The 23,261-nt window shown below is 42.2% G+C and carries 22 protein-coding genes and 5 pseudogenes; 17 read left to right on the top strand and 10 right to left on the bottom strand.

The genetic code is table 11. The features are described 5' to 3' along the window. Positions 1 to 298: 298 nt before the first annotated feature. From ACMAZD_RS07955 to ACMAZD_RS07935, 5 genes and pseudogenes are all read right to left on the bottom strand, one after another. A complete protein-coding gene (locus tag ACMAZD_RS07955; RefSeq protein WP_435249200.1) occupies positions 299 to 547 on the bottom strand; it encodes a DDE-type integrase/transposase/recombinase in 249 nt (82 codons plus the stop codon). Between the two features lie 46 nt (positions 548 to 593). Continuing rightward, entirely contained in the window at positions 594 to 1,793 is a 1,200-nt protein-coding gene (locus ACMAZD_RS07950) for an IS4 family transposase (RefSeq protein WP_435249199.1), read from the bottom strand. Between the two features lie 154 nt (positions 1,794 to 1,947). After that, positions 1,948 to 2,025, bottom strand: a pseudogene (locus ACMAZD_RS07945) (IS6 family transposase); the annotation flags it as partial. Positions 2,026 to 2,327: 302 nt separating this feature from the next. Continuing rightward, positions 2,328 to 4,433: a TonB-dependent siderophore receptor gene (locus ACMAZD_RS07940; RefSeq protein WP_435249198.1), complete on the bottom strand. Its 2,106-nt coding sequence runs from the start codon at positions 4,431 to 4,433 to the stop codon at positions 2,328 to 2,330. A 654-nt stretch (positions 4,434 to 5,087) separates the two neighbouring features. Next, on the bottom strand, positions 5,088 to 6,974 hold the full coding sequence (locus ACMAZD_RS07935) for a methyl-accepting chemotaxis protein (RefSeq protein WP_435249197.1): 1,887 nt from the start codon (positions 6,972 to 6,974) through the stop codon (positions 5,088 to 5,090). Between the two features lie 304 nt (positions 6,975 to 7,278). On the opposite strand from ACMAZD_RS07935, the gene ACMAZD_RS07930 reads away from it, so the two are divergent. Next, positions 7,279 to 7,980: a helix-turn-helix transcriptional regulator gene (locus tag ACMAZD_RS07930; protein WP_435249196.1), complete on the top strand. Its 702-nt coding sequence runs from the start codon at positions 7,279 to 7,281 to the stop codon at positions 7,978 to 7,980. 133 nt (positions 7,981 to 8,113) lie between these two features. After that, positions 8,114 to 8,473 carry a VOC family protein gene (locus tag ACMAZD_RS07925; protein ID WP_435249195.1) on the top strand — a complete coding sequence of 120 codons (360 nt, stop codon included), beginning with the start codon at positions 8,114 to 8,116 and terminating at the stop codon, positions 8,471 to 8,473. Positions 8,474 to 8,536: 63 nt separating this feature from the next. Here ACMAZD_RS07925 and ACMAZD_RS07920 read toward each other — a convergent pair whose 3' ends face one another. Beyond that, positions 8,537 to 9,253 (bottom strand): DUF1826 domain-containing protein, encoded by a 717-nt coding sequence (locus ACMAZD_RS07920; protein WP_435249341.1) that lies wholly within the window; start codon positions 9,251 to 9,253, stop codon positions 8,537 to 8,539. 292 nt (positions 9,254 to 9,545) lie between these two features. Here ACMAZD_RS07920 and ACMAZD_RS07915 point away from each other — a divergent pair. The 9 genes and pseudogenes from ACMAZD_RS07915 to ACMAZD_RS07875 all read left to right on the top strand — a co-directional run bounded on the left by ACMAZD_RS07915 (position 9,546) and on the right by ACMAZD_RS07875 (position 15,688). Beyond that, positions 9,546 to 10,117 (top strand): annotated as a pseudogene (locus ACMAZD_RS07915) (YceI family protein). A 210-nt stretch (positions 10,118 to 10,327) separates the two neighbouring features. Further along, a pseudogene (locus ACMAZD_RS07910) lies at positions 10,328 to 10,513 on the top strand (NADH oxidase); the annotation flags it as partial. Then, positions 10,482 to 10,622, top strand: a pseudogene (locus tag ACMAZD_RS07905) (NADH oxidase); the annotation flags it as partial. The pseudogenes ACMAZD_RS07910 and ACMAZD_RS07905, both read left to right, overlap by 32 nt. Before the next feature lie 182 nt (positions 10,623 to 10,804). Continuing rightward, positions 10,805 to 11,500, top strand: coding sequence for a VC0807 family protein (locus ACMAZD_RS07900; protein WP_435249194.1), 696 nt, complete (start codon positions 10,805 to 10,807; stop codon positions 11,498 to 11,500). Positions 11,501 to 11,852: 352 nt separating this feature from the next. Continuing rightward, complete coding sequence (locus ACMAZD_RS07895) at positions 11,853 to 12,128, top strand: HU family DNA-binding protein (protein WP_192888868.1); 276 nt, start codon at positions 11,853 to 11,855, stop codon at positions 12,126 to 12,128. A 27-nt stretch (positions 12,129 to 12,155) separates the two neighbouring features. Beyond that, complete coding sequence (locus ACMAZD_RS07890) at positions 12,156 to 12,302, top strand: hypothetical protein (protein ID WP_435249193.1); 147 nt, start codon at positions 12,156 to 12,158, stop codon at positions 12,300 to 12,302. Between the two features lie 285 nt (positions 12,303 to 12,587). Next, positions 12,588 to 13,502: a VirK/YbjX family protein gene (locus tag ACMAZD_RS07885; protein WP_435249340.1), complete on the top strand. Its 915-nt coding sequence runs from the start codon at positions 12,588 to 12,590 to the stop codon at positions 13,500 to 13,502. A gap of 467 nt (positions 13,503 to 13,969) precedes the next feature. After that, entirely contained in the window at positions 13,970 to 15,280 is a 1,311-nt protein-coding gene (locus ACMAZD_RS07880) for a hypothetical protein (protein ID WP_435249192.1), read from the top strand. A gap of 204 nt (positions 15,281 to 15,484) precedes the next feature. After that, on the top strand, positions 15,485 to 15,688 hold the full coding sequence (locus ACMAZD_RS07875; protein WP_102266202.1) for a hypothetical protein: 204 nt from the start codon (positions 15,485 to 15,487) through the stop codon (positions 15,686 to 15,688). 42 nt (positions 15,689 to 15,730) lie between these two features. Here ACMAZD_RS07875 and ACMAZD_RS07870 read toward each other — a convergent pair whose 3' ends face one another. Next, positions 15,731 to 16,822, bottom strand: a complete 1,092-nt coding sequence (locus ACMAZD_RS07870; protein WP_435249191.1) for a transporter substrate-binding domain-containing protein — start codon at positions 16,820 to 16,822, stop codon at positions 15,731 to 15,733. A 300-nt stretch (positions 16,823 to 17,122) separates the two neighbouring features. On the opposite strand from ACMAZD_RS07870, the pseudogene ACMAZD_RS07865 reads away from it, so the two are divergent. The 3 genes and pseudogenes from ACMAZD_RS07865 to ACMAZD_RS07855 all read left to right on the top strand — a co-directional run. Further along, a pseudogene (locus ACMAZD_RS07865) lies at positions 17,123 to 17,386 on the top strand (VOC family protein); the annotation flags it as partial. 381 nt (positions 17,387 to 17,767) lie between these two features. Then, a complete protein-coding gene (locus ACMAZD_RS07860; RefSeq protein ID WP_435249190.1) occupies positions 17,768 to 18,205 on the top strand; it encodes a hypothetical protein in 438 nt (145 codons plus the stop codon). A 32-nt stretch (positions 18,206 to 18,237) separates the two neighbouring features. Then, on the top strand, positions 18,238 to 18,417 hold the full coding sequence (locus tag ACMAZD_RS07855; protein WP_435249189.1) for a DUF1289 domain-containing protein: 180 nt from the start codon (positions 18,238 to 18,240) through the stop codon (positions 18,415 to 18,417). Positions 18,418 to 18,426: 9 nt separating this feature from the next. On the opposite strand, the gene rcnR is transcribed toward ACMAZD_RS07855, so the two are convergent. Continuing rightward, complete coding sequence (gene rcnR, locus ACMAZD_RS07850) at positions 18,427 to 18,702, bottom strand: Ni(II)/Co(II)-binding transcriptional repressor RcnR (protein WP_017631168.1); 276 nt, start codon at positions 18,700 to 18,702, stop codon at positions 18,427 to 18,429. Positions 18,703 to 19,042: 340 nt separating this feature from the next. Between rcnR and ACMAZD_RS07845 the strand changes: the two genes are divergently transcribed. Then, entirely contained in the window at positions 19,043 to 19,765 is a 723-nt protein-coding gene (locus ACMAZD_RS07845) for a DUF1007 family protein (protein ID WP_435249188.1), read from the top strand. Between the two features lie 94 nt (positions 19,766 to 19,859). Further along, positions 19,860 to 20,957, top strand: coding sequence for a nickel/cobalt transporter (locus ACMAZD_RS07840; RefSeq protein ID WP_435249187.1), 1,098 nt, complete (start codon positions 19,860 to 19,862; stop codon positions 20,955 to 20,957). A gap of 45 nt (positions 20,958 to 21,002) precedes the next feature. Here the strand turns inward: ACMAZD_RS07840 and ACMAZD_RS07835 are convergent, their stop codons facing one another. After that, positions 21,003 to 21,116, bottom strand: a complete 114-nt coding sequence (locus tag ACMAZD_RS07835) for an ArsR family transcriptional regulator (RefSeq protein WP_435249186.1) — start codon at positions 21,114 to 21,116, stop codon at positions 21,003 to 21,005. A gap of 275 nt (positions 21,117 to 21,391) precedes the next feature. On the opposite strand from ACMAZD_RS07835, the gene ACMAZD_RS07830 reads away from it, so the two are divergent. Further along, complete coding sequence (locus ACMAZD_RS07830; RefSeq protein ID WP_435249185.1) at positions 21,392 to 21,886, top strand: YcxB family protein; 495 nt, start codon at positions 21,392 to 21,394, stop codon at positions 21,884 to 21,886. 485 nt (positions 21,887 to 22,371) lie between these two features. Here ACMAZD_RS07830 and ACMAZD_RS07825 read toward each other — a convergent pair whose 3' ends face one another. After that, the gene (locus ACMAZD_RS07825; RefSeq protein ID WP_102276546.1) at positions 22,372 to 23,133 is read right to left on the bottom strand and encodes an IS5 family transposase; all 762 of its coding nucleotides are present in this window, start codon (positions 23,131 to 23,133) and stop codon (positions 22,372 to 22,374) included. Positions 23,134 to 23,261 lie beyond the last annotated feature (128 nt).

Below are 23,261 nucleotides of genomic sequence, written 5' to 3'. Positions count from 1 at the left end.
AAAATCAATACTGTGAATGAGTGCACTAATAAAAAATTCATATTGCATGAATCCTTTATTGATATAGGCAGATACCCTCATGCATGCTCGAGGAACTTACTGTTACAGCTACACGCGGAGTTGAGCAGAGTCCTTTAGCCCTGATGTCTGACCTAACAAAGGACTAGCCGCAAAAACTGAAAATGTTTCTTAAGTGCTTGTTTGAGCGAATCATTTTATATGTAAGATCTAAAGATATTGAAGAATTCGTAAAGCAAGGCGGCTCTCTTCCGCCAACTCATTCTAGGTTCAGCATGTTTTAACTAAAATCACACTTGCCGCTATTCAACATCTGTATCCCTTCAGAACCTTGAACCTTTGGCCAAACCCGCCCCCGTACTTTGAATCCACCGTTGGCTTCGTTAAGCTTTTTAATCGGGGCATGTTCGGGGTCAATACCGTTGTTGAGATATTTCACTTTCTGGTGTTCTATATCTTGCCGGAAACGACCTTCACGCTTGAGGCTAGCAATAATGTTGCCATAAGACGAATTTTGAACAGTATTCACTATTTTGGGATTAAAGAACGTTTTATAGCGGCGCTGACGGATCCCCTCATAATTTCCCTAGTCCTGCATTGTGTGTGAGCCTTTGATATTCGAACATTCCCCATTGATATTGGGATTCGTTAATTTGATATCGCCGATGATTTCGTACCTCTCTCCCTAGACGAGGTATGGATAGAACTCGGCGGTGTTTAATGCTGTTGGCTTGGAAGTCAAAATGCCATTTGGCTTGTACTGCAATGAGGCCATTCCACCACATCAAGATTTCAGCGAGCAACGCAATAAGTAGCAGGATATCCAATCGCTTAGTACAACGAGTTCTGTTGTGACGAAGCGCGATTCCATAGGCGGTACTCTTTAGATCGTGGAAGGCTTCTTCTATTTGCATGCGCTTGGCGTACAGGTTGGTAATTTGTACTTCATTTAAGATGTGTCTAGGGACATTGGTCGCGAGTAACCATGGCTCCTTTGCACTGCGTTGATAGAGATGTGTAGCAGAGTGTTTTTGACTGGTTCTGCTATGGCGTTGGGCTTTTCTGCCTCTTTCTAATCCTTTATAAACATAGGCTTCACAAGATATCGGTGATCTCTTTGCTAACAAGCAGTGGCCAAGATATTTGGGTTTATGGATAGCGTTTGGATAAAAGGTTTTATTTGAGACCCAAAGTTTTTGAGGTTGTTTGATTGATACCTCACCTCGGACACGGCCTAACCAAAACCAACCTTTTTCCTGAACTTGGTGGAACCAAGTATTTCTAAAACCCGCATCCAAAACGATGATTGGACTGATTTTATTCGGTAAAATACTCTGCAATTTATCGAGGAATGTTTGGTGACTTTTCGGTGAATTGTATTGGCCATACTTAAAAACTTGCTCAAAGATTGTGATGGCTCGACCATCAAGTGCAACGGATGCTCTTAACGTCATATAACGAAGTTGTTCACGAACATCAGACCAATCCACAAGGATGATAGGGCAAGGGTTGGCGCCCCTTATTAAGTAGGCATGCCATTTATAAATTAGGTCTTTTTCACGATGTAGTTGGCGATTTCCAAGCAGTCTATCAACGCGTTTGATCGCATGTTTTACCGTGGTATTAGTTTCCAGTTTCAGAGCTAGTTTAGTCAACGTGAAGTCTGAGCCGTCAAGTACACTTTTTGTAGCAAGTATCAGAGAGCTAACGCGTTTTTTGTAAATGGAGGAGCATTGGTTTTGTATGGTTTGTTGTAAAATCTGAATATTGCACATCGTTAGTTCACTTGTTCGAAATGTGTGTTCAGCGATATTCATTAGATCAAAGACGGCGATGCGCGTCTACCTCATTGTTTTTACGCCTGATTATGAGGGGATTCGCAAGATAGCGGCGTAAGCAGCGTTTTAGGAATTTATAAACCACTTCTTAATTGCATTTATAAGTGAAGGAGAAGTCGAGGATTTCACTAAGTTGATTGATGGCTCGATAGAAATAGTGCCATTGACCTCTGAGTATGTTTCATCCAATTGTCAAAAAGAATCGATTTGGGCGGATTAATAACGACGTAACTTCTGTTCAAGATGGTGCAGTTATCAATAAAATTGCAAGAAATCGTCGTGCGATTAGTAGAAACACCTCGCGTTGGAAGTATATCACTCACATTTGCGTGGCACATGGCAGTAGAGCCAAACTAAAGGTAGCGCCATACGGGAAATTTGGAGGTAATGCACTCAAAGAATGGATTGTAGCCCTCAGACATTTAGGGCTACAATCCATATGGATAAAAGATACTAATAAGTTAAGGTTATTTAGAATGTCGCATTGACACCTAACGTAAACTCTCGGCCATCGGCAACCGTAGTACTCGTTTTACCGCCGCCGCCAAAGTATTCAGTATCAAATAGGTTCTTAATATTTAAGCGCAATTCAACATCGGTCTCAGCAATATCCATACTGTAAGAGGCCCCTGAGTCAAAACGGATGTATCCATCTTTAGATACTGTATTTTGGTTATCAGCAAAACGTTTACCTTCATACACTGCACCAAGATTCAATGCTAGTTGGTCATTAACTTCATAACGACTCCATACATTTGCAGACCACTTTGGTGTATCAGCAGGTCGTTTCCCATTCAGGCTATCGTCTGCAGGTCTTTTATACACAGCATCTAGATACATCATAGAGGCGGCTAAGAAAAGTTTTTCTGTAGCTTTTCCTTGTGTACCCAGTTCAAAGCCTCGGTGTTTTTGTATACCAGACTGAGTCGTGATTTGATCGAAACTAGAGTTATCAACGAGTTCTTCAGTCACTTTTATGTTTGAAACTTCAATATCAAAGATAGCGCCAGTTATTAATAAATTTTCGTCAAATAATGACCATTTTGCTCCCAACTCGTATTGCTCACCGTATTCAGGTTTTAAGTTAAGGCCATCATTAGCATCACTTTGATTATTAACAGCTCCCTGTGGCATGAAACTTTTCGAGTAATTCAGGTAGATACTGCTATCCAATGTAGGGTTAAAAATTAAACCAGCTTTTGGAGAAACCGCATAGCTGTTATTACCATTGCCCTCTTTATGCTGTTCGTCGTATCGGACACCAGCTAAAACTTTCCAGTAATTGTTGATAGTCATCAAGTCCTGTACGTAGAACCCAAAGTGTTTGTATGCACTATCACTTGTTGACCGTGTGCTATTGTTATAAAAATCCGGTTTAGCTACATTGTCCCCAGGTTTTACTTCGATGAAGTTATTACCGTTTGCATCATTGTATGTATAACGTGTTTGCGCGTAATCGTAGTCAAGAATATTGGCACCTAAAAGCAGCTGGTGCTCTAATCCCAAACCGTAGGCTCGCCCAGTTAGGTCAACATATCCAGTTTGGAAATTCCAATCGTCGTAACGATCAAATGGTTTAATAAAGTATCCATCTTCCATGTCATCGTAGCAATTATTTTTATTGCATTGATTTGGTTGAGAGGCTACATAGTTTCGTTCATATTGTTGCTCGTTATACCCAAGTTTAACTTTCCAATCAGTATTAATTTGATATATCAAATCAGCACTAATGTTGGTCACTTCTTTATCTGTTTGCGCCCATGGCATATCCCAAATAGTTTCTCGATTACCAATAAGGTTCCCTTCATCATCGAGACGTCCACCGTCTATGCCTGATTTATCATTGGTTTTACTATAAGCAAGAGACAATAGTAGGTCTTCAGTAACATCAAACTCTAAGTTCAAATAGCCAACAAATTTATCGCCTTCATTGTGTTTGCCGTTTTGCTTGTATTTTCTAGCAGAAACAGAGTCCTGCTTTGCAAGTACAGTACGGTAACGAATTGTCTCATCATCGTTCAAGCTACCGCCTGCATCTAAGCTATAGCGAGTAGAACCATTACTATTCACGTCAAAACCCACTTTGGCCATGTTTTCATATGTTGGTTTCTTCGTAACCATGTTAATCAAACCGCCAGGACCAGATTGACCATAAAGCATACTTGAAGGACCTTTGAGTACTTCTACTCGCTCTAAAATCTCTGTAGGGTGTTGGTAATATGAAAAGTGTTGATGGCCATTAACAAGATATCCAGAGCTTGCACTTAAATCGAACCCGCGAATTTTAAAGTATTGAAAGCCCCACTTTTGTCCCCCAGCGGTAACGCTCGAATCATTTTCAAGAATATCGCCCAGATTATGCGCCAATTGTTCATCAGTCATGGAACTAGGAATCACAGCGACTGATTGTGGCGTGTCAAGTAAGCTGATGTCACTTCGCATTGCACCAAATGCTTCATCTGCCTTGTAATGATTAAACTGACTGCCGATAACAACAACAACACGTTCGATATCCTCATTTGGGGACTCAACAGTCTCTGCAACCGCAGGAATTGAAATTACAGCAGAAATAGCCAATGGAAGTGGCGATAACTTAAAAAGTGGAGATGCAGTACTCACAACAGCCTCTAGTAAAGTTGAAATGTATAGGCCAGCAAGCATAAGTGAGATGAATTATCATTTGCATTAAATTTACACTATTTACGTTATTTATCATTAGTCGGGAAAAATTGGTTAGGAAGCTGTGGCCTCAACATTCAGTTTGCCTCAAACCCTAATTTACATGATAAACTCCTGCCTAGCTGACGCCCGTTAATTCAACTTGGTCGTTCTGAGTAATATGCTCAATTAACAAGATATAAACTGACCTGGATTGAAATGAAAGGTAAAAAGAGCTAATCGGTTCCTATTTTTTCTACTTTATAAAAAGAGACCTTTAGGAACTCAGCGAGTGGACCCCACCTATTCGATGTCAGTTGCCAAAATGCTTGGACGCGCGTAAGACGAGAATTACCAAACCATGTACTCTCAGGACAAGTCAGTCACGCTTTTCGACATACCGTTGCTCGACACTCTATGATAAATATCGCCGATATTTGGATGTTACAGCGTACTTTTGGACACTAAAATATAGAACAGATTTATAGCTAATTTCCCACAAAAAAAGCGACGTAATCTACGTCGCTTTGGCTTACTGTTCATTCACTGATCAGGCATCAGCTAATTAAACAGTTAAGCAAGCTTAAAAGTTGCCACTTTGTCACTTAAACCAGCGGCTTGGCTCTTAAGTTCGTTCGACTCAGTTAAGCTGTCCTGTGCACCCACAACTAAGTGGTCAGTGACATCTTTAATGGTTGTAATGTTTTGGGTAATTTCCCCCGTCACGTGCGTTTGCTCTTCAGCTGCGGTCGCAATTTGAGTCGCCATATCGCTGATCAAAGCAACCGCCGTGTTGATCTCTTCAAGCGCGTGCGAAGCTCTGTCGGCATCTTCTACTGAATGTATTGCCAGTTTCGAACTGCTCTCCATAAGCTCAACGGCTTGGGTCGTTGTACGCTGCAGAATATCAATCGTTGATTTGATCTCTTCCGTCGAAGAGTGAGTGCGTTGAGAAAGCACACGTACTTCGTCAGCTACCACTGCAAAACCCCGACCTTGCTCGCCAGCACGAGCCGCTTCAATCGCTGCATTCAAAGCAAGTAAGTTGGTTTGCTCTGCAATGCCTTGAATTGTCGCTAATACTGTTGAGATCTCTTGAGCATGCTTGTTAAGTTCGCTAATCACGTTACCCGCTTCGTTCACTTCATTGGCCAAGTTATTAATCGAACCTTTCGTGTCGACAACCAGAGCGTGACCACTGTTGGTACTTGCTGCTGAGTCTTGTGCAGCTTTTGCTGTTTGCTCTGCATGCGATGCAATCTCTTGAGTTGCACAAGCCATCTCCGTTACCGCCGTCGCCACCATAGTGATTTCTTGCTGCTGGTGGTTAAGTTCGTCCACAGAACGATTTGCACGCTGGGCACTTTGCTCCGACTGGCTGTTTAACTGTTCTGATTGTCCACGAATATGACCAATCAACTGCTGTAAACTGCCAACAAAGGTATTGAAGTTATGAGCCAGCTCACCGACTTCGTCTTGGTTTTCAACATGAATTCGTTGAGTTAAATCACCGCTACCATTGGCGATTTGTGCCAAGGCTTGAGATACATGATTAAGCGGACGGAATAGAATCGTACACAGCAGATTGAACAATATGGTACATACAATCACAACCAGTAATGTCACCAACACTTGACCGATCACTGCATCAAATAACGGCGCAACCAAAGAGTCATGATTAACCACGCTGATGGTAATAAGGTTTGTGCCATCAATCGCTCGTGCATACAGAACATAGTCACTGCCGTTCAAATCGATAGAAGTATCTTTACGGCTCACCAACGCCTTTTGTACATCGGAGAAATTCAACCCAAGCGAGCTGATATTCTTGTTCAGTAGCTTAGTATCTGCGTGCGTGTAAACCGTGCCCTTGTTCGTTGCGATGAACATGTAACCTTCACCCGGAAGAATCACTTTTTCAAGGCTGTTAAGGATGTCGGTAATTTCTACATCAGCACCCAATACGACCTGCTGACCATGCAATTGCATTGCAGTACCCAGCGACACAACGTTAGCACCCGTTGCCGCAGCAACCGTTGGGTTGTCCATGAACACTTTACTTGGGTTTGCTACCGCATTGGTGTACCAACCCCATATGCGTGGATCATCATTGCCTGGTGGCAACACAACACCATTCGCATTCTTTTGTGAACCGTCAGGGAATGCCAGGAAGACATTATCAAAAGAGGCAGAATCACGGACCTGTTTTAGGTGAGTTACCAAGCTTTCTTGTTTGGATTCTTTCGAAAGAGAAGTAAGCGCACGCTCTTTGGATAAGATCCAATCTGACACGTATTGGTTGTAAGAAGCGGATGCCCCTTCCAAACGCTGTTCAACTTCAGTATCCAATCGTTGCAATGATGCACGAAATGAAAGTGCTTCGACCAAAATCCCCCCCAGGATGATGGCCATACTGGCAGAGATCGCCAGCTTATTCTTAAGCGAGAGTTTCTTTAACATAGAAAACCTATAATTTTTGTATAAATAAACGTGGGTAACAGAACCGTCCCCATGCGGCAGCAAGTTAATATATTTTACACATTAAAATAAATAATAAAATGGGCTAACTCATTGTATTATCGTTATATGTGAGCCAATAGCAGATCCAGTTCAATTCACAATCGAAAGAATGATACACGTTAAGTTACACAGTCAAAGCCCAAACAAAGATGTCGAGCCTTTTGTTTCTTTTACCCTGATGTAAATAGCGTTAGTATTCTCAATGCATTAATCTTACAGGCTGTTAAGTACTCAGAGTTTTCCTATGTCCCGCAGCCAACGCCTCTTCGACCTGCTCCAATTATTGCGCTGTCATAAATATCCAGTTTCCGCTGACTACTTGGCTAGTGAGCTAAACGTGAGTACTCGCACCATTTATAGAGACATCGTGACGCTGCAAGCACAAGGTGCAGAAATTGATGGTGAAGCGGGAGTGGGTTATCAATTGAAACCCACCTTCACCCTCCCACCGATGATGTTTTCAACGGAAGAGCTGGAAGCATTAAGGCTTGGCGCGGAATGGATAGCCAAGCAAGCCAATGGTGAATTCAGTGAATCAGCTAGAAATGCCATTGCCAAGATTTCTGCGGTGTTACCTGCTGACCATCAGGCCAAACGCAGTGAAGACATTGTGCGTGTTGCTTCAATCATTGAGGTTACAGAGCTAACTATTGAACTGTCAGACATCAAGCTAGCAATTAAGCAGCAGAACAAAGCCGAGCTCCATTACACCGACGCAAAAGCTAATGTGAGTTCAAGAATCGTTTGGCCGATGTTGATTGGCTTATTCGAACAACACTATATTTTAGTCGCTTGGTGTGAAACGCGAAGTGCGTATCGTAATTTCAGGCTCGATAGAATTTCCGATTGGAAAATGCTTGAAGAAAAATACCAGCGTCCGCGTCATGACTTGATTAAAGATTGGCAGAGCTTGGAGGGCATTGCAGATAAAGTGATTCGCTACTGACAAAAACTGTCACTAGCACGCGTTATATTTATCTCAACCCGAGCGAACTCGATGCAAATCAAGTTGCCCAGAGACGAAACGAGTTAACTCAGAAACAACATCGCTAATCAAATTGACCAGCCTAGGAGCTATTATGTTTACCATTGATTCATTTGTTCTTTATGTCGCAGACATTCATCGCAGCATGGACTTTTATGCAAAAGCATTTGATTGCGAGCCAAAGCTTCTATCACCGACCTTTGCTGCCCTGGACTTTGCAGACAACGTTAAAATTACACTCAAGCAAGCTGACGTACTAACTCCGGCAAGTACCATCAAGGGCGGCGGTACTGAGCTTTCTATGCCTATCGCAGATAAAGAAACACTAGAAAGTCTTTATAAAGCATGGAAAGAGAAAGGCATTCAGGTTGAACAAGATCCAGAAGAGTCGGTTTACGGCATCAACTTCCTTGCTGTTGACCCAGACGGACACCGTATCCGCGTCTTCGCTTAAATGAGAGAGAGCAATCTACATTTAAGCCGCTTGCTCATCTCATCTCACCTCATAAAAAGCGTACTAACCGAAATCTAACGTCAGCAACAATCGTGTCTCGTCAGATGAAGTTACGGGTGAACGATGTACAAGACCCGCATTTTCATTGCCACTCCAACTCTCTCCTTTCAGCAACGCCACATCACCACTCACCATTTGTTGAATATCAGATTCATGAGTGTATAAGCCTGAAGCAGAATCTTGTTGTCCGTTGGCTCCTCGTCCTAGCTTAGAACGGTCGACCAATTCGTTTGGCAACCATTGCGTCGCGACACCATGATAAGTCGTCACTAAGCGGCAAGGTACTTGGTCAAAATGGAAACGGGGACACATCGCTTTATTCAGAACCGCCAAACGGAGCCCTACTTCTTCAAGCTCGAACAAACAACAGAACATATCCACCAACTCTGCCATGTTTTCTAATAGCGCTTTAGAAGCCGTTCCGTCTGTCGCAAACTCTAATTTCTCAAAAGCGTTGTCAGGTGACAGACTAATAGACTTACTAAAGTTTGAATTCGACGCGATAAACTCACCAATGTCGCCTGTTAAATTAGCATCAAACTTACGCTGCCAAATCGCGATGTTGATATCACTTTGATAGATGTCGGCTAATACCGTGGGCTGCTCTGAAGCACTAGCGCATGGCTTGTGACTCGCCTGATCTTTGATACTAACAGCCGAACTAATATTAAGTGGCTGGTTACTATTGGTTGCCAAAGGCTTGGTTAACACCGCATTCATTACGTCATCTCCTTGGTACATGCTTTCGTCCCCCTTTTACCAATACGCTCGTTATTGGCAGCAAGAGTGATTTTTTGGTTATGTTATAACATAACCAAAAATACACAAGTAACTTAGCCGATCATGGTTCCAATAATATGGCGATGCTCTACCTTCCTCAGGTAATTTGGTGAATGCTAGACTAAGCTTTTATCTATCTTTACTTTCCAAAAGATGAGATCGAAAAGATGTGCCAAAGAAGTTCTTTAAGCGAACGGTTCCATAACGTTAAACCTGTAAATTGAGCAATCTGATGACCACTTATGAAAAACTAATACCAACGCTCGGTCTGTTTTGTACCCTCATTTCTGCGCCATCTTTTGCAGAAACGGGCTACACGTTAGATCCCAAGTTATCGAACGTTACATTCGCAACCATTAAGAAGTAGTTTGTTGTAGAGCCCGCGTCTATAAACCTCTATCTGGTGGGCTTACTGAAGACGGTCAATTTTCCATATTGTTAAACATCAGTACTGGAGTATCCATTCGCGACCAGCGACTCAATGAGCTCTACTTTGAATCGATGATTTTCCCTAAAGTGAAGATCTCAGGAAAGGTTGACTCTACAATGCTATCTGGCGACCCGCAAAATACGACCATCGCTGCCGAAGTCACCTTGCATGGCGTTACCAAAACCATCGACTTCCCGGTTATGGTTGTTCCGTCCGAAGGTTTTGTCATGGTCAATTCAACTTCAACCATCATCGTCAATGGCGCTGATTTTGGGATTTCGACGGAAAACCTCAACAAGCTCTCTGCAACCGTTGGCGGGCTAGCGATTTCCGACAAGGTTCCGCTAAGCTTCAATATACTCTTCGACAAGTAATGGTTTTATCATCTATTTCTGATTCCCTCTAAGCTCTCCCAATCTAATTAAGGCGAGAGCTTAAGTGAAGAATACCCCGTCATTCTTAATGCCTATAAAGTCCCAAACAGAGGCAGAACAAGGTTCAACAAAGCCGAATTACTCGGAACGAACGACCAAATAGTTCATACTAGAGCCCTCCTATCAAAAGCCCATAGCAGCCAAAACCGTATGAACTTTATTAGCCTCAGTGAACCTTTCACCTTAATCAATGACCAAGTGATTAAGAATCGCCTGTTTAAATCAGCGATGAGCGAACAACTTGGCGACAAACACCACAACCCAACAGTCGGTTTGGTTAAGCTCTATCAACGCTGGGCGAACGGTGGGATTGGTTTGGTACGAGCATCAAATGTGGCGAATGGCCGCCGTAAAAAACACCGATCCTAGATTAAGTGCGCTTGGCGTCGTGGTTAAAACGATCTTAAGTGCCGGTTGGCACGCCTTCAAGAAACGCAGAGCGTAACGTGTTTAGCGTATTTGACGTATTTAGCGTATTTATTCTGGAGAATTGAAGCGCTTATACTCCAAAAGATGTCGTTGATGTCACATGTCGTTACACAGCATGAAGCCTTAATGCTTTACATCTTGGGCGAGGTAAACAACAATCCTTGAGAATAAATCCATAACATAATGTATTTAGAAATTATGAGTAATACAGAAAACAAAAAATCGAGCCCTCTTTTCGAAGTCGTTTTTAACGTCTTTCTTCCTTCATTCATCCTAATGAAGTTCAGTGGAGAGGAACATCTCGGAACTGGCTTAGCATTGCTTGTCGCACTTGCCTTCCCTATTGCTTACGGTGGCATGGAATTAATCCGTAATAAGAAGTTTAACTTTATCGCGGCGCTGGGCTTTGTCAGCGTACTATTAACGGGCGGCATTGGTTTCTTCGAACTCGACACTCGTTGGTTAGCACTCAAAGAAGCATTAATCCCCGGCTTAATTGGTTTAGCGGTACTTGGCTCTACCTTTACTCGCTACCCATTTATCCAAAAAGTCATCTTCACTCCAGCACTATTAAACATCTCGTTGATTGAAGAGCGTTTGAGACAGTTTGGTAACCAAGCGAAGTTTGATCGTTGCCTAATGACATCAAACTACATGTTCGCTAGCACGTTCGCCTTCTCTTCTGCGATGAACTACTTTCTAGTGACTTGGATTGTGACCAGCCCTGCAGGCACGGTAGCCTACAATGAAGAGCTTGGTAAGTTGACACTTTACAGCTACCCAGCAATCGCTATCCCAAGCCTTCTGATGATGTTAGGTATTTTCTACTACATTTGGCGCCAAGTACGCGGCATGACGTCATTAGAAACGGAAAAGATCTTCATTACCAAGTAGATCTTACCGAACGACCTTAGAAACACACTCCAAAAGCTCAGCACATTCGCTGGGCTTTTTCGTTTTCCTCTCTCGTTGGTCGACCGATGGATTTTCATCTTTGATTGATCAAATGAATCACATTTATAATTCGAGGCCAGTTTTCTTAGATTAGGTCAAGTAACTCACTCTAAATCCATAATAATCAACGAATTCCATTGATTGAACCGACAGATGCTTTTATAGTCGATTTTGTTGGTTACTTTACAAAGCCCTACCCAATCACTGACATTATCTCAATTGCTATTGATAAGATCGTATCAGCTAGGTGCTAAAGGTAGACGCCAGCCGTACTCAATAAGGAATATAGATTATGAACAAATCTCAATTAGTTGAACACATCGCGACTTCTGCAGACATCTCAAAAGACCAAGCGGGCACAGCGTTAAATGCTCTCGTTGAAGGCATCTCTACTACGCTTGCTAACGGTGATGATGTGTCCATCCTTGGATTTGGCAGTTTTAAAGTGAACACTCGTGCTGCACGCACTGGTCGTAACCCAAGAACTGGAGAAGAGATTCAAATTTCAGCATCAAAAACGCCAGCCTTTAAAGCAGGTAAAGCTTTAAAAGAGGCATGCAATCTTTAACACCGCAATACAACAAGGAAAGTTACGATGACTACGCCAAAAGAAAAAGCGAAAACCAGTCGCAGTAAAAAAGCTGGCAAGTCTGCTAAAGCACAAGCCGAAACGCCTAAAACTCGTCAACGTATTGAAGAGCTAATGGAACAGCGTGAATTGGCCAAACTGTTAGAGTTATAGGTTGTTATCGTTCAAATGCCACTGCACCTCTGTAGTGGCACTGTTTGTTTAAGGACCAACGCCTGCAACAAATACTCCCTCTCCCATAATAACCTCTTCCCGATTAATAGAGACAAACGCACAAGTTCTGAACACTCAGTAACTGATTCAGTTACATACCCATACATACCCATACATACCCACATGACACTTTTCATTATCATCATTTCCCTTGTTGTTTATGAGAATAAAGGAAGCAATCGCGACACTGATGTGTTCGTGCTGTACTTCTTTGTTGAGGTGATTATGAATGTAGTTCGCATGGGAATTGATGCTAATGTCCATAAGAATAAGGGAAAGTACAAGGCGATAGTTAAGTTCGCTGTTCGTGCACTGTTTTATTATTCAGATACTAAAAAAATGAGTGAGAACTTCAGCTCTGTCGAGAGAAAACTCTTATTCAAAAAGCAGCCAAATTTCCTATCTAAATTTGTCACCCCTTACTTGTGTACTGACTTCAGTAAGAAAGAAAAAATCGACATATTATCAAAGCATTATGATTGGTTTGAAGACAAGTTCACGACACAAGCGCGCCATCAAATTTATAAAGAGAGACTTAACCTTGTAGAGCTTGAGATCGACGAACAAACCTACTTGCTCAACCTCAGCTTTGAAAGAAATGCGAGAAAAGAAGGCGAACTCACCCTTTCCCTTACTGATTCTATGTTGAACAAAATGTACACCATATCATTCTCTGTTTTTAACAATGATATCTACATTGGCGGCGTTCAAGGCGGAGCAAACGACAATGGCTTCAGCCGCACATTCACAAAAGCATTTTATGGTTTGAGACCCAAATCCTTTATGGTAGAAACCCTTCGATTGATAGCGACCAGCCTGGGAATTAATCACATCTACGCGGTCAATGAATCTGGACATGTCTCTAATTCATTACGCTATGGGAAGAAAGAGAAAGAGATAAGCCTCAAGTATAATTGCTTGTGGGAAGAGCACGACGGACAACAATATGACAAATGTTTTTACGCTTTACCTATCCAGTCAACAAGGAAAGACCTAGAGCCGCTTAAACGTCAGAAACGAAAACTATATCGTGAGCGCTATGCTTGGTTAGATCAGTATGAACAAGACCTGCGTAACGTAATCAGCCAGCACACCAACGGTGCTGAAATACCACCAATTGAAATAGCAAAAGCTAGCTGATTTAATTCTGTTGAACAGAACACTAGGCCTCGCAATCGCGGGGCTTTTTAACACCTCCCCAGACTCCACCCTCACAGATTAATGCACTTACAAAGCACTACATCTTAAATCTAGATAGAAAAACAGGACAGAAGCATGCTCAGAAACGGCGATTTCTAGCCTAATACACAAGCTATATTGACAACATTACATTAACAAAACAACAACTTTAAGCGTCTGGTTGCATATTTATAAATCGAAGGGAAATTCATATTGAAAGAAAGTCCTATTTATATAATTAATAGCTTCGAGCCAAAGTAGGCTCGTTAATTAAATCCAGAAAAGGAGATTGTAAAATGATTAATTTGGAAAACATCATGGCTGATTTTCATGGTCCAGAAAAACAAAGCAAACGCCTTTCGAAATTACAGCACTAAACGGATATTCCCTGCATGAAGTTTGAATCAGTAAGGTCCATTGCGCTAAGCATGTTCAATAAGCACGCTTGGTTAGCTATCTCTTTTGCGAGCATACACCAACTCTCTATCGCAATATCTGTCTACGCATCCGTTCAAATCATCTACGAAGTCAACAATGTTGGCTTCGATAGTATTGATTTCAAACTGTGGGCCGTTGTTTACTTGACGTGCATGGTTCTACCTTACTGTGTTTCATATTTCAGTGATATGTCTCGGGAGTCGTGGTTATGCTCTGCTCTGAGTGATTTTTGGTCTGCTGCCACAACAATCTACGGTTCGTGCACCAACAAAACCGACACCGATAACATCAAAGGAGTTCTGGTCTCTCAAGGTAAAGAGACCATCATTAACTTTATTGGTTATTCGTTTCATTCTATCTCTGCACTACTGAACTTCAGTTTGAGCTTGTTAGTGATTAGTGTTGTTTTAGATTATCGGTTTGCTCTCTCTGTCCTAGTCAGTTCACTCTTTATTGCTGCCTACAAGATGTATATATCCAAAAGAATGGAGTGGTTGTCAGAGACTAGAAATACTCAAGGCTCAATCCTTACCAAGAAATTATCCGCCATCCATGAAAACTATCATCACGGATCCTCTATTAATCGTGAAAGTTTTAAGAGTGATACACGCTTGAGCACCGAGGCATACCTTTCATCTAGGATGAATGAGGCTCGCAGCAAATACGCTGCAATGCTGATCACCTCTTTATTTTCCCTCTTACCCACCACTTCTTTGGTCGTGTTTTTGCTGTTTTCACCTCAAATAGATGCCGCGATTAAACTAGGAACTGTGGTCAACCTGACTCGTATCTACCATCTCCTTGCTTCGGCAAACGAATTAGTATCGATAATTATCCTACTCCCCAATATCAAAGGGCAGCTTCGAATACTCACCAAGTTTAGTTACGCTAAAGCACCTTTTAAAATGGAAACGCACACTATTGAACTCAAAGATAATCAAACCCATAAACCGGTGAGCACGAAAGAGCTTAAGGCTTATCATAACGGGTATCTCTCTGTTATTGGTTCGAACGGTTCAGGAAAAACCACTTTCCTTAAAGACTATCAAAGAGATGCTGGAGGTCTGTACTTCAATCCTTCATACCGCGTATGTTGGCCCTGGGAGTCAGAGCTAGATAGAGAAAACCTATCCGACGGAGAGTACACAAAGAAATGCCTAGAGTGGTTGATCAACCATACACAAGAGACACTATTACTCGATGAATGGGACGCCTTTTTAGATAAAAATAATAAAGCCGAATTGAAAGAGAAGATCAAATCTGGCTCAAAAACACGTTTGATTCTCCAGGTTCGTCAATAGTTAAGTATCATAACGGATAACATTAGGGTAACTCACTTCCAAAAACGAAATTTTAGCTTACTGGCTTTCAGCCGATCTCGCGTTGACGGTTACGTTTGAGAAGCGCATGCTTTTATTTCCGAGCAGAATAGTTTTGGCGATATTAATAGCCTAACCCATCCATAAATTGTTCTGTGCAACGCATCTGATTGAATGGTAGGTCACATGAATAAAGTTATTATGTTAGTAATGGGGCTGTTTTTTACCAGTCGATTGTTTGCCAGTATCGTGCCGCATGTTAGCCAGTTAGAGCATGATGCTCCCATTCTTCTTCGTTCAGCATTGATTGTCGGAGTTTCGGCTTATGCCGTTTGGACTGCGTTCAAATACTTCAAGAAAAACAAAGCCTCTGGGTCAGATCAGCTCTAGGGCTAGATCTAAGAAAGCGCTTAAGTCGGCAGCAGATGTCGGTTATTGATCCGCAAAATAATCGACCAAAATTTTTCGCCACTTACGCGACTCGCGAATTTTTAGAAGCGCGCGATTTATCTCTTCTTCGTACGAATTGTTTTCCGTAATGATGAAACCATAGTTTTGCTTTTCTAACTGATAAGGCAACACCTCCAAGTCATCAAATTGTCCCGTCATTCTGCCGTTGCCGATCATATATTTAAGCACGACATCATCGGCAACGATGGCTTCAACTTCGCCATCCTCTAAAGCCACCAAAAGCCTGGGCATATCCACATAACTCTTATGTCGGATGCCGAAGCTTGTGAGCATCAAAGAAGACGTCGTCGCGACTTTTGCTCCCACCTCAACATCCGCAAGATCATTAACGCCTTTAATATGTGAAGAGCCTTGGCTGAGCGTAAGCTTGCTGGCTAACACGGCGGTAATGCTGGCGATGAACAGCATACTCAACACACCAATGAACACCGTGGCAATTCGTCCAGTTAAGCTCTTAAACTCAAAGTAATTGAATGGCCCTCGGGTGATGAACAGCAAGCCCAGTATGAAGCTTTCTAACCAACGACCGGTGCGGCTTTTCATCGAATAGAGTTTTTCATTCTCGCCGTGTTCCAATACGTAGAAAAAGGCACCAATGATCCCAGAGATAAAAACGATGACACCAATGATTAGCCACAATGCAGGGTTCAAGAAAATGGCGTGTAAGGTGTGAAGGTATCCCTGCTTCTTCACCGCGATGGCAAGGTGAGTTTCGTAAAAGGAATGGGAAAAATCAGCAAATAGCTCTCGCTCTGGGGTGACTGAAATACAAGAGACACCGATATCGATTTGCTCGGTTTCAATCGCATTGAGTAGTTCATCCAAACGGTGATTCTCTATCGTGTACTCAACGTCCATTTCTTTGGCGATCTGTTCCCAAAGCTCGATACTTAGGCCATTCCATTGATTTTCCATCGAACTAATCACAAAAGGCGGACACGGATACACACCGACTTTAAGTGGAGAAGAGGAAGCAAAAGTACTGAAGAATAGAAAAAGAGAAACGATTGAAGTGACACTGTATCGGAGTGTCGATTTGAAGAATTTGCGCATCACCAGCCCTCCAGAAAAAGGCAGCGATGAATTAAATCGAGTGCGAAGGCTCACCTAACGAACACATATTAATGGGCTCAGAAGTGGAGAGAGTTTATGATAAATTCAATACTGCCCTAGCTTTAATAGTTATAGCTTTAACTATAGAGAACCCTATTTAATGTGCAAAGAATGGGCTCAACAAAGTACAAACTATGGGACAGCTCGACTCTACACTTTCAGAAAAGCAATATAGAATAAGTATTGTCACCGCCTTCTGGTTATTCTTTTTCTGTTCCCAACAATTAAAGATAGTTCCCAATGAAAATCGTCGTAACAAGTGTTCCCGCTGAAGACCAAGATAAAACACTGGATTTCTATACCAATATTCTGGGCTTTATCAAGAAGACAGAAGTCCCGCTCGGTGAACACAAATGGTTAACGGTTGTGTCCCCTCAAGAACAATCGGGCGTTGAACTGCTGCTTGAGCCAATGGCGTTCGAACCCACTAAGCAATACCAAGATTCATTGAAAGAAGCTGGTATTCCTTAGACGTCATTTACTGTTGATGACGTTAATGCAGAATAGGAAAGACTGGTCGATCTAGGAGTCGAGTTCTCAATTACGCCAGAGAAGCCGAAAGCGTGGTGATGCTGCTGGGTAACCTACTCATTACCTACAAGGCTCGTCGCCGACCTTCGTAGCCAATAAAAACGATAGCCGGCAATCCCGTCACTAAAGTATAAGAGTGAAGGTACTCCCCACACCCAACTTAGATTTCACAACTAAGGTGCCCTCAAGATTATCAACCATAGCAAGCGCTAAAGACAAACCTAAGCGTTATCAACAAGATTAACCACACATACTAGGGGGTAGTATTTTATACTGGAGGGGAGTATAGTTTTTTGAACGATATATCTCGTATCCCCTACTAACCCTATTAGCTAAGAAGAGAAGAGTTTCCGAATGAAAGACGTTAAGGGTGTGTTCCGCAACCTAGAGAAAATGCTACGAAACGCGAATTGGTTTGAAGATGGTTGGGAAATCTATAACCGTGGTGAGTACCTTCAACTCTATAAAGAGAACTGGTTTAACCAAAGCCAAGGCGGCGTTCACTTTGAGACGTTTATTGAGGGCCCTCAAATCAAACAAAAATCCTTCCCAATCTGCATGCATGCGGAAGAAGATTGCCCTGCTCAGGCTGAATTTATACGTCAGTTTAAAGAGTTGGAAAAAAGTCGCATCGAAAGTTGGAAGGGATACAAAACTCAAGACAACAGCTATGGCATTTGTCAACGAACGTTTCCGCTAAACTTTAAAAACCTTGAACAGCGTTTGTTCGAAGAGTTCAACCGATTACGTACTCTTGAAGCAAGTGTCGACAAAGTTCTAGACAGGCTTTAATGAAGACCGACTTTAAATAGGACAAGCTCTAAATGAAAAAACAAAAAAGCCCATGTATTGATATGTGCGACTTTTCAAACAGTAAAGGATGGTGCTTGGGGTGTGGGAGAACCCGAGAAGAGTGCAAGGCTTGGAAATCGATGAAGCCTTACGCCATCAATACTCTCAAGAAAGAGCTGATAAAAAGAAAGTCACAAATGAAAGCAGATTAACTGAGGCTATTACTTAATGTAAGAGTCGAGCACCTTAAGCACCACTTCCATATCTTCTTCACGCTGAACCTTGTCATCTTCTAACACGACGTGTTCTAACAGATGGCCTTTAATCACTTCTCGCATTAAGCCATTCACAGCACCACGAATGGCTGCTATCTGTTGTAACACATCCTGACATTGCTGCTCTTCATCATCCAACATCTTTTTCAGACCATTAACCTGACCTTGTATCTTGCTAACTCGTGCCTTGAGTTTTTTCTGATCTTTGGCTGTGTGTGACATAACGTGGTTACTCAATGTGATGGAAGAAAAGATTTAACAAGTAATATAGCACCTTACCTATACTAGGGGGTAGTTCATAAGGCCATCAAGAGTGTATTCCAATCGGCTTGTTTAAAGCCAAAACCAAGTAGTCCAACACTCAAGCATTAACTGAGCTAATACTGAAACGAACACTATTCAACGAATTAATAGCAACAAGAGAATTGAACAGACGGTCATGGATTGAGACGCCTTTCGAGCAAACAAACTTACATTTTGAAGTGAATAAGCTGACAATTTAAAATGAACAACCCCGCAAATTGTTATACTATAACATTACAATAAATGACCATTTGTCCTCATGAAACAGCTATTTGTTCTAACCAACGCATTCAATCGTCTCTCTTCGCGCTATGTAAGCCACTTCTCGACGAGCTTACGTTCTATTAAGCCCCTGCCTATTTGGTTGGCATTATTGTCTTTTGCTCCGACCCTACAAGCCCACCCTCACTCTTGGGTTGAAATGAAAACCCACATCGAGGGCGAAAATGGCATGATCACTGGCCTTTCAATGGAATGGTCTTTTGATGCCATGACATCCATGTATATGTTGGATGGAGAAGATGTCTCGCCCGAGAAAGAAGTCGAGACATTTAAAAATCTCGCTGCATCTGTTATCGAAAACATGATGTATGAGCACTACTTCACCTACTTCTACGATGGTGAAGAGCCAATAAAATATCAAGTGGCTGAACATTCCAAATTTAAGCGTGACAAAGCCAAAATGGTGCTCACTTTTGCTCTACCGCTCTCAAAACCAAAGCCCGTAACAAGAGACTCACTTCGCGTGTTGATTTTTGACCCGAGTTATTTCGTCGATATGTCGTGGATCTCAAATGGTGATGTGACCTTATCACCTGCGCTCGCGAGACAATGCCAGTTGGAGATCATTGAACCGAACCCGACACCTGAACAAATGAGCTATGCGATGTCTTTACCTGCTGATGCAGATCCTGACAACACTTTAGGCCAACTGTTTACTCAATCGGTTGAGCTTCATTGCGCTGCGGTTCCAGCGTCTTAATCATTGCGGCTCGTTTCAGTCAGTAAATGTCTTAACTCAAACTCATTAAACCTCTCACTCAATGAAAAAGGTCTCTGATACAGGTTCTTGTCAAATGCAGAAAAATCAATTTAAAACAAACTATTACCTCATTGGTCTCGGCACTTTATTGCTGCTTGCTGTCGGCGCATATCAATTGTGGTGTATGTGGCCATCACTAGTGATTTCTAGTATTCAATGGCAAAGAGAAGTTAACTCTGAGCTTGCTGACCTACTCTATGAAGCTAAGTCTAATCCTTGGGGCGCAGGCAGTTACCTCATCGGATTCAGCTTCGTCTACGGTATGCTTCACTCTATGGGCCCAGGACACGGCAAGGTTATCGTGTCCACTTATTTAGCGACGCACCCAACCAAGGCGAAAGCCAGTTTAGTGCTGACGGTTGTTTCTGCGTTTTTACAAGCGCTGGTTGCTATCTTACTGGTGAGTGTATTGCTATGGGGCTTTAGCGCATCAATGCGAGTGGTGAACGACAAAGCCAATATGTTTGTCTCATTGAGCTTTGCGTTAGTGGCCGTGGTCGGTACTTTGATCTGCTCGAAGGCTCTTAAAAACATCTATACCACGATGCGTAAACCCAAGTTGAAAGTGAAAGCCATCACCACACTAGCTGGTGATGCGTCTTCGCCAATTTCAGTCCAATCGCCAATAGTGATTCGCTCATCTGTATCTGCTGGTTCAGCAATGTTGAACCCGACTAACGCATTACAACCTGCAGAACATTCTCACGCCGATCATTCTCATTCCGATTGTGGATGCGGCCACCAGCATGTGGCCGATGCAGACGCGATAAACAAAGCTTCAACGATCCGCGAATACGCCGGAATCATCGTTACTATTGGCGTAAGACCTTGTACCGGTGCCATTATGGTTCTACTGTTCGCTAATATGGTTGGCCTTTACTGGATGGGGGTACTGAGTGCCTTTGCCATGGCCATAGGTACGGCATTTACGACCTCATTAATCGCCATAATGACGCTAACAGGAAAACATTTGGTGAAGCGTTATTTGTCGGCAGGAAGCAAGAATAGCAGCGCATCATTGAAAGTGGCTGGTCACTATCTTCAGCTTTTCGGCGGCATTCTATTGGTGTTTATTGGTTTACTGTTAATGAACGGGCCAGACAATGGCATGTCGCCGGTGTTCACTATGTAATTGGTAGAGACGAATAACGGGCAGTTCATTTACTGCCCAGTAGCATTATCGATGTCGCCCTTGTGACAAACACGTCACTAGGTTGGCTTTTAACAGACGAGACAAGTGAGCGCTGGTTGTTGATGCTCCAATCTCAGCGACAGCAATGAGCTCCGTCATTGTGACACTTCGTTATGAAGCGAAGTATGACCTTTTTATCTCTTTTCATTATTGTTGTAGAACATCGAAATAATAAACTGAGACACGCCCTATCTAATCTGTTGTGCATAACTATGGCATGAGCAAACACCTGCGGTATTATTGATTTACAAAAGAGGTTCAAAACCGCTAAAGAAAAGTATCGAGAAGCGATACAATGATCAAGTTGCAAGAGTGCAGCATGGAATGCCCATTGAAACAAAGCCCATTCACAGAGAACCTTAAAGTAGCCACGCATGTCTAAAGAATCCGGTTTCACCACAGAATATACCCTCGACAAGACGTTTTTCGCAGAGTGTTATGGTCAAACAAGCCTTCCGACTCAATTTCCAAAAGCTTATTTGAAAGGAATACTGTTTCTTGTTTTTGGTGTGGTTCTATTAGAGTTTGAACTATTACCGAACGGTTACGTTGGCTGGTTCTTTATTGTTTTGAGTGTGATTGAAGCATTCAGTGTCTACTGCAAGAGAACCTGGTGGTTATGGCGACAAAAAATCAGCTCAGGCGCTGGCAGTAAGGTGATCTTTTCAGGAGATACTGATGGTGTGAGCTATAAAAACCGCAAAGCCACAAATACCATTACGTGGAATCAAATCGATGAGCTAGAACAGACCGACCTCGGCTTTATCATTCACATTGGTAAACAGCGCCAATACGTGAGTAAGTCGTGCTTAAGAGACGATGCGATTACTTTCATGGTTGAGCAACATAAAGCGTCAAAAGCTAACTAACATCAATGTATATTGGCCTCACATTGACGAGGCCATAACATGGTCTGGCTATAAAAGTCAGACACACAACTCACTCAGCTTCAGCAGCACTCGCACTCCCCTCACCAGTAAACCAAAACTTATCCCTTCATTTTTTAAACAAAAGATCCAACTAAGCCACACTTGAAAGGTTCAAATTATGAACACACCCTGACCTTGGACACGTCACATTTAAGCAAAACAGATAAGAGACATAGATATGTTTAAACAGCTGATATTAAACGTTGCCTTTATCGGACCACGACAAACTACTCTCTCACCTTGCATTAGAGCATTCTAAATCAATGGGTAAGATAATTACAATCAAACATTATTTATATTTATCAATACCAACCACCCTATAAAAATATTGTGAAGGCGTGTTTAAAACGAGCCAAAATTATACTATCCAAACAATAAAAAAGTGATTTACTAGGGCGTGTTGATCTTTGCTGTACATTCCGTGTTCAACAATACATCGGTAGCCACATTAACATGAATGCCAGTGATAACATGCTGGCATAATTCCTTTCTAGCTTGTCATATCTACTTGAAATAGCTCGATAATGCTTAATTCTCCCAAAGGCATTTTCGACCAAGTGACGATACTTGTATAGACACCAATCCATACTGTCTTTGTCTATATCTTGTCCGTAATTGCGTTTAGCAATTACTGTTTCTCCGCCACGTTCCTTAACAAAAGTACGGAAAGGTTCGCTGTCATATCCTTTATCACAAACGATGGTATTAACTTCATCGAGTTGCTCAACTAAGCTTTCGGCATGCACTATATCGTGGCGTTGTCCCTCTGATAAATCAAAGCAAATCGGCAGGCCACCACTATCTACAGCTAAGTGAATTTTGGTTGAGTTGCCCCCGCGACTTTTTCCTATTTGCTCTGAACTTTCAGTAGCTGCACCTGTACTATGCTGATGCGCTCTAACTATAGAGCCATCAAGAAATACCCATTCAAAGTCAGCCATGCTAGATAAGCTTTTGAAAAGATTATCTAAAATCCCTTTCTTTGACCAAAGATTAAATCGTCTGTAAACGGTACTCCACTCTCCGAACTCAGAGGGTAGATCTCGCCAAGGAATACCTGTTCTCATTCGATAAAGTATTCCTTCAAATGTCATTCGATGTTCAGTTTTATCGTAAATACGACCTGTACTTTTCATAACTTGGAGTAGCAGTTCCCAGCGAATATCAGTTAGCATTGTTCTTGGCATGGTATTGGTTATGGTTTTACTTTTGGCGAAGCAAATTATAACTCTTTACCATGCTGTTCAAAAAACACTCACGAAAGATCAACACGCCCTAGTCATTAATCAAACTAGCCAAGATAATAAGGCTAACA

Source organism: Vibrio sp. nBUS_14 (assembly GCF_051201655.1).
Classification (GTDB): domain Bacteria; phylum Pseudomonadota; class Gammaproteobacteria; order Enterobacterales; family Vibrionaceae; genus Vibrio.
The sequence above is the reverse complement of the archived record's forward strand: the minus strand, read 5'-3'. Positions and strand labels throughout refer to the sequence as shown.